Source organism: Phormidium pseudopriestleyi FRX01 (assembly GCF_017313335.1).
Lineage (GTDB): Bacteria > Cyanobacteriota > Cyanobacteriia > Cyanobacteriales > Laspinemataceae > Laspinema > Laspinema pseudopriestleyi.
Genome location: NZ_JAFLQW010000144.1, coordinates 1 through 9375 on the forward strand (window position 1 = coordinate 1; position 9375 = coordinate 9375).

Annotated in this window: 8 protein-coding genes; 4 read left to right on the forward strand and 4 right to left on the reverse strand. The window is 48.1% G+C overall.

Annotated elements, in window-relative coordinates; translation table 11 throughout:
- Window positions 1–502 precede the first annotated feature (502 nt).
- On the forward strand, window positions 503–1618 hold the full coding sequence (locus J0895_RS05480) for a tetratricopeptide repeat protein (protein ID WP_207087112.1): 1116 nt from the start codon (window positions 503–505) through the stop codon (window positions 1616–1618).
- Window positions 1619–1723: 105 nt separating this feature from the next.
- Here J0895_RS05480 and J0895_RS05485 read toward each other — a convergent pair whose 3' ends face one another.
- The 3 genes from J0895_RS05485 to J0895_RS05495 form a co-directional block, all read right to left on the reverse strand.
- Window positions 1724–2584 (reverse strand): DUF928 domain-containing protein, encoded by an 861-nt coding sequence (locus tag J0895_RS05485; protein WP_207087113.1) that lies wholly within the window; start codon window positions 2582–2584, stop codon window positions 1724–1726.
- Window positions 2585–3626: 1042 nt separating this feature from the next.
- On the reverse strand, window positions 3627–5540 hold the full coding sequence (locus tag J0895_RS05490; protein WP_340643457.1) for a CHASE2 domain-containing protein: 1914 nt from the start codon (window positions 5538–5540) through the stop codon (window positions 3627–3629).
- Window positions 5541–5980: 440 nt separating this feature from the next.
- Window positions 5981–6760, reverse strand: coding sequence for a photosystem II electron transport protein, Sll1252 family (locus tag J0895_RS05495; RefSeq protein ID WP_207087115.1), 780 nt, complete (start codon window positions 6758–6760; stop codon window positions 5981–5983).
- 285 nt (window positions 6761–7045) lie between these two features.
- Between J0895_RS05495 and J0895_RS05500 the strand changes: the two genes are divergently transcribed.
- Entirely contained in the window at window positions 7046–7651 is a 606-nt protein-coding gene (locus tag J0895_RS05500) for a YkgJ family cysteine cluster protein (RefSeq protein ID WP_207087116.1), read from the forward strand.
- Window positions 7652–7928: 277 nt separating this feature from the next.
- Here the strand turns inward: J0895_RS05500 and J0895_RS05505 are convergent, their stop codons facing one another.
- On the reverse strand, window positions 7929–8435 hold the full coding sequence (locus J0895_RS05505) for a hypothetical protein (protein WP_207087117.1): 507 nt from the start codon (window positions 8433–8435) through the stop codon (window positions 7929–7931).
- A gap of 189 nt (window positions 8436–8624) precedes the next feature.
- Between J0895_RS05505 and J0895_RS26260 the strand changes: the two genes are divergently transcribed.
- Together J0895_RS26260 and J0895_RS05510 are read left to right on the forward strand one after the other, a co-directional pair.
- Window positions 8625–8753 (forward strand): hypothetical protein, encoded by a 129-nt coding sequence (locus tag J0895_RS26260; protein WP_277989786.1) that lies wholly within the window; start codon window positions 8625–8627, stop codon window positions 8751–8753.
- Complete coding sequence (locus tag J0895_RS05510) at window positions 8734–8958, forward strand: cytochrome c (RefSeq protein ID WP_340643458.1); 225 nt, start codon at window positions 8734–8736, stop codon at window positions 8956–8958. The genes J0895_RS26260 and J0895_RS05510 overlap by 20 nt, the downstream gene beginning before the upstream one ends.
- Window positions 8959–9375 lie beyond the last annotated feature (417 nt).

Consider the following 9375-nt stretch of genomic DNA (forward strand, 5'->3'; position numbering starts at 1 on the left):
GCGCTACATTAACGACCCTCATCATGGTTGGACTACAGTGTAGGCGGTTAAAACCGCTCGTGTGGGCTTTCCACATAGCATCTTTAGAGCGCGAGGCTACCAGCCCTACCGTGTTTCTCTTGTGTTTTGACCCTGGTGCGATCGCCCCTTATATCCCTGCGTAGAAACAGTTTCTGACCCGATTCGATGCTTCCGGCAATCCCATCTTGAATCCTTCCCCAAAAATTTCTGAGTTGATTGGGATCAACTCCGACTTATGCCGTTAAAATCCCTAGAATAGGATTCTAGAACCCCATCTTTAAAATGAGATCCATTGTTGTTAGAATCAGAATCCCGAGAGGTTACCTTGCTCCTGGCTCCTCCAATCGCTCTGGAAAAAGTGAACCAGTCTCTTCCCCCCAGGGGTGGCAAGGGGTCTCCTGTGGGTTTCTCTGTTCCCGGTAACAGAGAAGCATTCTTGTAATCTCTAGCACTTAATTCGTAAAACAAGAGAAGTTAGGCCGTGCAAAAACTGAACCCTTTATTCGTGAGTCTCCTGTTGTTAGGAGGAATCAGCATCATCACCCCGTCGGTTACCCTGGGGGCAACCGAACCTCTATTGTTAGCGCAGGCGGCCCAAAATGATCAGAATCTCAACCGCGAGATTAATGAACTGTTGCGACAAGGGCGAGAATTTGTGGATGCCGGAGATTACGCCAACGCCATCCAGGTTTATTTACAAGCTGCCAACTTAGATGGTGACAACGCGCGGATTTTTTCGGGAATCGGCTTTTTACAAGCCACCCAGCAAAACTTTGAAGCCGCAGTGAATGCTTTTCAGCAGGCGACTTCTCTGGAACCGGAGAATGCAGATTTCCAATATGCTCTCGGTTATGCCTTGGCAAATTTGGGGAATAACGAGGCGGCATCCATCGCCTACCGACGAGCGGCACAACTGGATCCGGAGAACCTCAACGCTCAAATTGGGTTAGGTGTGGTTTTGTTGCGCCAAGAAGACTATGATGGAGCATTACAGGCGTTTCAACAGGTGACCAGTCGCGATACGAGATACTGGCAAGCCTACGAGTCGATTGGGACGGCGTTACTCCAGCAGGGACGGATTGATGAGGCAGTTACAGCACTCCAACAAGCCGCAGCGTTGGCTCCCCGACAAGGCAGTATTCAAATGATTTTAGGGGTGGCGTTTCTGACTCAAGGAAACACGAATGAAGCCTTGGAAACGTTTAAACAAGCGGCACAACTCGAACCCAGAAATGCCCAACTTCAGTTAGCGATCGGCAAACTGCTTCAGGACCAGGGTCAGATGATTGAAGCCCTAGTCACTTATCAAAGAGCAGCGAGTTTAGCGCCTGATTTAGTAGAACCCCACGCGGCGATCGCCGCGATTCATCTGCAACAGGAAGACTATTTACAGGCGATCGTCGCCTATCGTCGATTAATAGAACTGGCTCCAGACAATGGTGATGTTTATTATAATCTCGCCCTGGCTTTAAGAGGACGCGATCGCATTTTGGAGGCGATCGAGCAATTGAAAAAAGCCCAAGAGCTTTATCAGCAGCAGGATGAAAATGAAAGATTGGAAAAAGTCGAGGCGCTTCTGAGGGAGCTTCAGCCTTAATTTTCATCACTCCCGAAAGGGGTAAGAGGGGGAGGATGGAGGAGAAGGAAAAAATTCATCCTTCATCCTTCATCCTTCAAAAGACCCCCTTGAGAATAGTCCCTTTCATCGGTTAATTTCCGAGTTGGGTTCTGTGGAAAGGCTTTGTTGATCCTCCTGGACTTCGACGGTTATCTCTTCAACTAGGGGGACTTCCGCTACATTTTGGAGCTCAATAGAAGTGATCAGTTCTTGCCACTCACTTCTAATGTCGGCATTATTGGGATTACTCCGGCGCAGTTGAGCCAGCATAGAGATTGCCTCATGCCAAATGCCGTTGCGAGCATAAACTTGCGCACGTTCTAGGTCCGAGGTGGTGGTGGCTAACTGTTCCGTTAAGCCTGCGCTGGCTTCTATTCGGCGAATCCACCCTTGGACATAAACATCTGCCGCCCGATCTTCTGGGTTACAAATAATAGAAAAATACCAGAGATAACTGTTATTAATTTCTAATGGGGGGAGACTCGCATTTTCCGGCAGGTTCAAGCTAACGATTCCCGCTTCACCTTTCGTGCGAAATGTAGTTTCGTAAATGACTTTTTCACCCTTTTCATCCATCAGCACGAATTCTACCCCCGTGGCTGAAGTCGGTGGTAAATACCAAAAGAATGTGGGATAGGCTTCTACGGTTAATCCCATCGTGGTTTCCGGGATCAACGCTGTTAACGCCTGATCGGTCGGGCCATCGCCGGTGACGCTACAGCCTCGACTACCCCCTCCAATCCGTCGTCCGGGAGCCCCAGGAGTCACGATATCAAAGGGACTTCCGCCCCGGGTGCCTCCGCCAACCCGCCCTCTCGGTGCGCCTACATTATCCGGGGGGACAAATTCGGCGGCGGATGTCGGTATGTCTCCCCCGGTTAATAATTGCAGACCGACTGCAATACTAACCAGTATTGATGGAGTCCAATATTTTGTATTAATCATATTCGGTTCTCCCTTCTTAGTATAGATTGATTGGATTCAGTTTGAACCGTACCACGTCTAAAGCCGAGGGATTCCTGCCTACCTCAAAGGGCGACAGCGGGACATTCAAGTATCCCTCTAGACCATTATAACAACTATCCCTAAAAGAAAAGAGATGATGCAATTTGGCTTACTTCTTTATTGTTCTGGCTTTCGGAATTCACCACTAAGCCAGATAGGTACGCTCTGCATTCTGATATTGCTTGCCAGTTGTATAGGCTTGCGGATCAAGGCAGTAGTGACTTACTGTGCCGGAATTTCACCGAAGACGTGAATGCAACAACCACGCCGATGATTATTCTTACTCGCTTTTACTATTTTAACACGGTCGGCTCATATCCCCACGGATAAATCCGGGGGCTTTACGCCGATTCTTGGTAATGACTAAATTAATTGTAGTAGTTCTATGTAATCAGACTGTGACTTATGTCATAAGCTCTGCCCTCGCGATCGCTCAAAAGAGCTTTCTATAAACATTTTTTGGGCAATCAAGGCATCAAAAAATTACTCTTTCTATTATCCTGGCATTGAACCGGGGCGATCGCCACAACTCTGTTTGTCCAAATTTTTCAGTTCCACCCGCCCTACCCTAGTGATCATTTCACAGTTTTGTCCCGGTTGAGTCGGTTGCCTTCAGACTTCCCCTAACGAGGGCAGCCATTCCCAGGCTCATCCGGGATTAAAGCCCGTTCAAATCAAGTCCTAAGTCCAGACCATTCCGATGGGATGGGATTCTAAAATATTAACATTTCGTTGAAAATATTAAAAAGTCTATCCAGTAGTGACGCATTATTTAGAGAAATGTTCCTCCCAGATTGCTCATGATTTTGGAGATTGGGCAATCCTCCAGAATAGAGTTCGCCGAATTGGGGAGGGTGTCTCTGGGGCATGGGTTTTTAGAGCCACAGGACAAGAAACCGGGTTTCTGCCCCAGAAAAAGTTAGGACTAGGCAAAAATTTTGTACAGAATCCCGGGTTGTCTTCCCCAGAGGTGACCGACCCTCTAGGGAGTCGGGTGGCGACGAGCGACCACCCGGTAAACATCAACGGTTTGCTGTTTCCCTTTGAGGGCCAAGGGTCCCCAGTGTTCCACAAAAAACTCGTCTTGGATATGAATGAGAGTTTCGTGGGCGATGAGTACGCGACAAATACTGGATTGACGGTCTTTTTCACAGCTTTCTAAGCGAGAAGCGATGTTAACGCTATCGCCGATAATGCCGTATTCTTGACGTTCCTTTCCGCCTAGGCTACCCGCAACCACAGCCCCGGTAAAAATTCCGACCCGCATCTGAATCACGGGGAGGCCACGTTTTTGCCAGTTGCGGTTGAGTTCTTGGAGGCGATCGGCCATTGCCAGACCCGAGGCGACAGCATTGCGGGCATCCCGGGCGATATCTGCACTGGACTGACGAGGCAGGGGAACCCCAAACGCCGCCATAATGCCATCCCCGGTAAATTTGTTAATAATTCCTTGATGTTCTTGGACCACTTGACTCAGAACGTCCAAGTATTCATTTAACCACTCCAGGAGGGCTTCGGGGGGCATTTGTTCCGAGATAGTGCTGAAGTCTTTGAGGTCGGTAAATAACATGGTGGCGGTCAGTTTTTGCCCGGGAAGTTTGCCATCTTTGAGCAGGCGATCGCGGTTTTCCCAAAGTGCTTCGGCAATTTCTGGAGAGGCATTTTGTCCTAAGAGTTTCATGACGATCTGCTGTTGCTGTCCGGACTGGTAAGCCCGAAACGCAACCACCCCTCCTACGGCGATCGCCAAACCAACCAGAGGTGTCACCACCGGCACCCAACCGGCTTGGGTAAACAGAATGCAACTGGCTAAAAATAAAGTCCCAGCGCAGGCCCCAGTGACCACGGGCAAAATTAAGGGATGGCGAATTAGCCAAGCGGTACTTCCTCCCACGGTGATCCAGCCTATCACCCAGAGCACTTCGGCCCACTCCGGCCACACCCAAAATAAAGGCCGCCCGTCTAAGACGGCACTCACCAATTGACTGAGCATTTGGGCATGAATCAATACCCCGGGCATAAAGGGATTGTTCTCTACCGAACTATAGGGGGTCTGGTGTACATCTTTGATACTTGGGGCGGTGGTCCCGATGACAATAATTTTATCCCGGATCCATTTGGGTTCTAGGCGATCGGCCAGGACTTCAGACAAGGGAATCGACGGGGCTACCTCCTTTCGAGACCGATAATTGAGTAGAATCTGGAAGCCTTGAGCATCGAGGTGGGTATAACCCCCAGAGTTGGACTGCAATGGCGCTAATACCGCTTTTCCCCAAACGATTTGACCGGGTTGGGTTTCACTGGGTTGAGGAAAAACACCCTGGTCCCCTAGATATAGCATCGCCAGTTGGAGGGAAAAAGAAAGGTTAGTTTTCCCATTGAGTACGAAGCTAATTAAATTGCGGCGAATCGGTCCATCGGGATCGCTTACCAAGTCATTAAAGCCGATGCGTTCTGCTGGGACACTTGGGGGTGGGTTGACCCCGGGGGAATCGTTTCTAATGGCGATGATATTCGGGGCGTCTAATTCTTTGAGTAGTTCAGGATGTCCTGGGGGTTGGGGTAGGTCCCGATACAGGTCCAAGCCGATCGCCACGGGTTGATACTGTTGCAAATTCTCCAATGCCTGGGCCAGGGTGCGATCGGATAAGGGCCATCCCTCGGCCTGGATGTCTTCTTCAGAAATCTCTACGATCGCAATCCGAGGATCTGGGCCTTCATCGGCACGCCACTGCATTAGCCGATCAAAAACCATCAGTTCTCCATGTTGGAAACCGCCGAGTTGCCGGACTCCCAGCACAAAACCGGAGGTACAAAGGGTTGCCATCCCAACCACCGCTACCCCCGTCAAATCGGGCAGTTTTTTCTGAATCTGGCGCAAGAACTTGGCAAACACAGGTCTCCTACTGTGATTTAATTTTTTAGATTCGTGGGTTTGATCAAGAAACTCTTGAAATAGGCGTACCATAGCAGCGATTATTCCCGAATGGTCAACGCAGGATACCCCTGTTTTTTTGACAGTATGACATGATTTTAACCCGGAGTGAGGGGTCAGACCCTTCAATTGTCACTGAGGAGGCGATCGCCAATTTTTCAGGCGTTTCTAAAGGATTTTCCAAACAATTTACAGTGTATTTGCCCGATATAAATCTAAGATATTTTTACTCAACCAAGGCTCAAAAGTAATCAGGGCTTAAATAATAGGGAATAAATTGAAGAGACAGAAAAAAAGATTCCTTGCATCTCTAAATCATTTTAAGTGGATCCACAAATTGGGAGGGTTGACTGTTCAGTTATCAATTAAACTCCCGTCAATTCCCCCATTGTCCCCATGTCTTACAAATAGCGGGTAAGCTGAATGCGATAACGTTCTTTTTTCGTAACTTGAACTTCTCCCACTTCCAGGCGTCCTTTGCCGCGAATGGCGATTAAATCGTTGGGTTTAACTTGGTAACTGGTTTGAGAGATGTCTTTCCAGTTAACGCGGACATCCCCGCTATTAATTAAATCAGCCATTTTGCTGCGAGACATCCCGAATCCAGCGGAGGCGATCGCATCTAAGCGCATGGATGCCTCTACGGTGGTTAACTCTTTCTTTTTGGGTTCGCGAATTTTCAACTCCCCCAACTCGATGCGCTGGGTTTTCACCGGGACCGATCGCACCTGAGTTAAACTCATCTCCAAAAATTCCACCAGATCCGGTGAGACGATCGCCTGTGCACCTCGTTCTCCAAGGACAATAATATCTCCGACTTTTTCGCGAACAATGCCGGTCCCTAAGATAGACCCTAAAAAGTCCCGATGACTGGCTGAATCAAACAAAAAGTTACCGGCAATTTCTAACGCTGTTAAGGGTACAGTGGTGGCATCTAAAGGCAAATCTATGCGGGCGATCGCCACCCGTTGTCGTTCCGCCTGGGGATATCCCCCAAATGCTACCAAATGAACCTCAGTTAGGCGATTAAACGCCGTCTGGGTTTCCATTAGTTCAATCGGCGAAAGAAAATCCGTCACCGCTACTTCCCAGGTTTTAATCGCGCGATCGGCCAGATCGAGGATACGAGCCATTTGCTCACGATTTTCAACCCCTTTTAATAATTCTTCCCTTGGCAGCATTCTGGCAGTAATTCTTTCTTAACACTAGGGTTTATTTTATCCTTTGGACTCGCCGGTTGACAGGAAAGGGCCAGGATTTCCGATCAGGCAACTTTTTGAAGGGTTCCCTTGAGTCATCTCTTCAGATTGGGGTCATGGACCTCAACTCTGACCCGAATCAGGCGATCGCATCAGGTTCTGGCCAAAAAATTCTCCCTCCAGTTGACCCAATCTTGTCCCACCTAAGCTAAATATTAGAGATGGCTCTTTTTCTCCCCTTAACTGGGATTGGAGTTTTTAAAATGTATGAACAGTGAAGTCATCCCACAGATAGTCGCGTTATCCGATCGCATTGAGACTGACACCGCAGCATTTCAAGCAGCAACTGGATTGCACTGTCCCCCCGGATGTGGCAAATGCTGCGAAAATCCGGAAGTCGAGGCAACAGTCCTAGAAATGATGCCCCTGGCCCTAGAGTTATGGCGGACTGGAGAAGCGGCAGCTCATTTAGAACGCCTTTCTACCCTTGATGGGTCCGAATCTTGTGTATTTTATCGCCCGGATCCGTTTATTCCAGGGAATGGGCGCTGTAGTGTTTATCCCTGGCGACCCACCCTCTGCCGATTGTTCGCCTTCGCGACGGTGAAGAATAAGCTGGGGAATCCGGAATTGGCTGCCTGTATCCGGCAAAAGCAGACGATTCCGGAAGAAGTAGAAGGGGCAAAAAAGGCGATCGCCTCGGGGATGAGTGCACCGAATTTTGGAGAAGTTGCAACCGAATTGGCTAATATTGACCCCTCTCTAGGGAGCGATCGGTTTCCGATTAATCAAGCCTTAGAACGAGCCTTACAACGAGTTGGTCTAATTGCTCACTTGACCTTTGGAGAACAGGATGGCGACTGGGTAGCTTAAAACTATCTAATCCAGATAGGCAGCTTTTGAAATGACTGAATTCGTAATACAAACCCCTAAAGAAACCACTAAATAGGTATTCTCCCCGTTTGTATAGCGCGTCTAAATGAATTTGACATAAAGAAAGCGAGCAAGATGTTTGTGCGTTCCGCACTTGCGGCGCCAACGCACTCCTAGGGTCTCGGGCTTAGATCCATTGTCAAAATGATTTAGGGTCGCTATAGTAACGACTTCAGTCGTTTCTGGATTTACCAAGTCCTAAAAATAGCCGCTATTTTTACTCTTCTAAGTAGCTTTGCAAACCTTCCAAATCGAGCTTCCGCAAAATCAGACTGGCTTGATTAATTGCCCGGGGGGAACCATTAACAACAACCAAGTATTTACCGCGATTGAGGCGATTGCGATAGGGTAAGGCATCGCCACTGCCGAAGGCAACTCCGGCACCGCCTCCGACAAAAAAACTGCCCATTGCACCAGCAACTGCACCACAGAATCCCCCTACGACATGATTGCCAATTTCACCGGCCCAACTAAAGGTTTGTAAACCGGAAATGACACTAAAAATGATTCCAGCAACAAACCCAAAGGGAATCAGCCAAGTTGCCATCAATTTACTTTGTTTAATTGCTTGTTCGTTGGGGTCGATTAAGCCATATTCATCCGCACTTTTATAACCTCTACCCAAAATAGAGACTTGGTTGAGGGGAAAGCCTTCTGCTTCGAGGACAGAGTAAGCGGTTTCTGCCTGAATGCGGTCTGATAAAACGGCTACGAGATAGTTCATGGAGGAAATCTATGGGGTTAATATACGGCTCTAGGGTCGGGTTGAGGTAGGTCCCAGTGAGGAACAGCACTGAACCCATGATTCACTCATTTTAGATCGAGTTGGGGACTGTTGATGTTGGATGAAGAATTTAGATTTCTCGGCTTGACAAAAGCGTTAATATATGATAGTTGACTTAAAAATTTAAGGATGAATCAGGATCAGGTAGGTTCTCACCTGTGCGATCGCTATCTCCTCCTCCTGCAGGAACTCAAAAAAATGGGTGTCGCTGAAGTCCCCAAAAGTGCGACAACTGCCGGTGAAACTGAAACGGGGTGATCTCACCCAAGCTGAATATGAAGTGGCAATTTGGGAAGAACCCGATAATTTTTCTCAACGGATTGCTAACTTTCAGACTCATCTTGAAACCCTCAAACCCAGGGTCAACAATCAACAACCTAAACTCGATATAATCGAAGTGGATGCAAAGGTTATACAGACCTGCTTAGATTGTCATAGCACTTATCGAGTGCGCCAACCTTAGATTAGGTCAAATTAAGATTTTGGGGCCAGAGATAGTCGCAGAAATTGGGTTTCTTTTCTTTTGATTAATAACTTGAAAATTTGTCAGCATAATGATTAAAGCTGTTCTTTACTCCCTACTTCCGATTAGTATGGGGGAGTTGAGTAAGGTCGAGGAGCATTCGTCAGGAACCCCATAGCTGAAGCTAGGGGCTTGTAAGAGAAATCCCGCAAGCCTATCCTGACCAGCTATCGTCTTAACTGACTACGTTTTTTGAGTCACGACACCAAGGAGATGCGAAGCTAGTTCCCTGCCCTGTCGCTGAAAGTTAAACAGTCTTAAGGTCACTGAGACAGTGCTTTCAGCCTAACAAGCTCTTAAAACCTTATTGAAGCTAACTTAACCCGAAAGGGAAAATCGGGGGGCAACCATACCCCC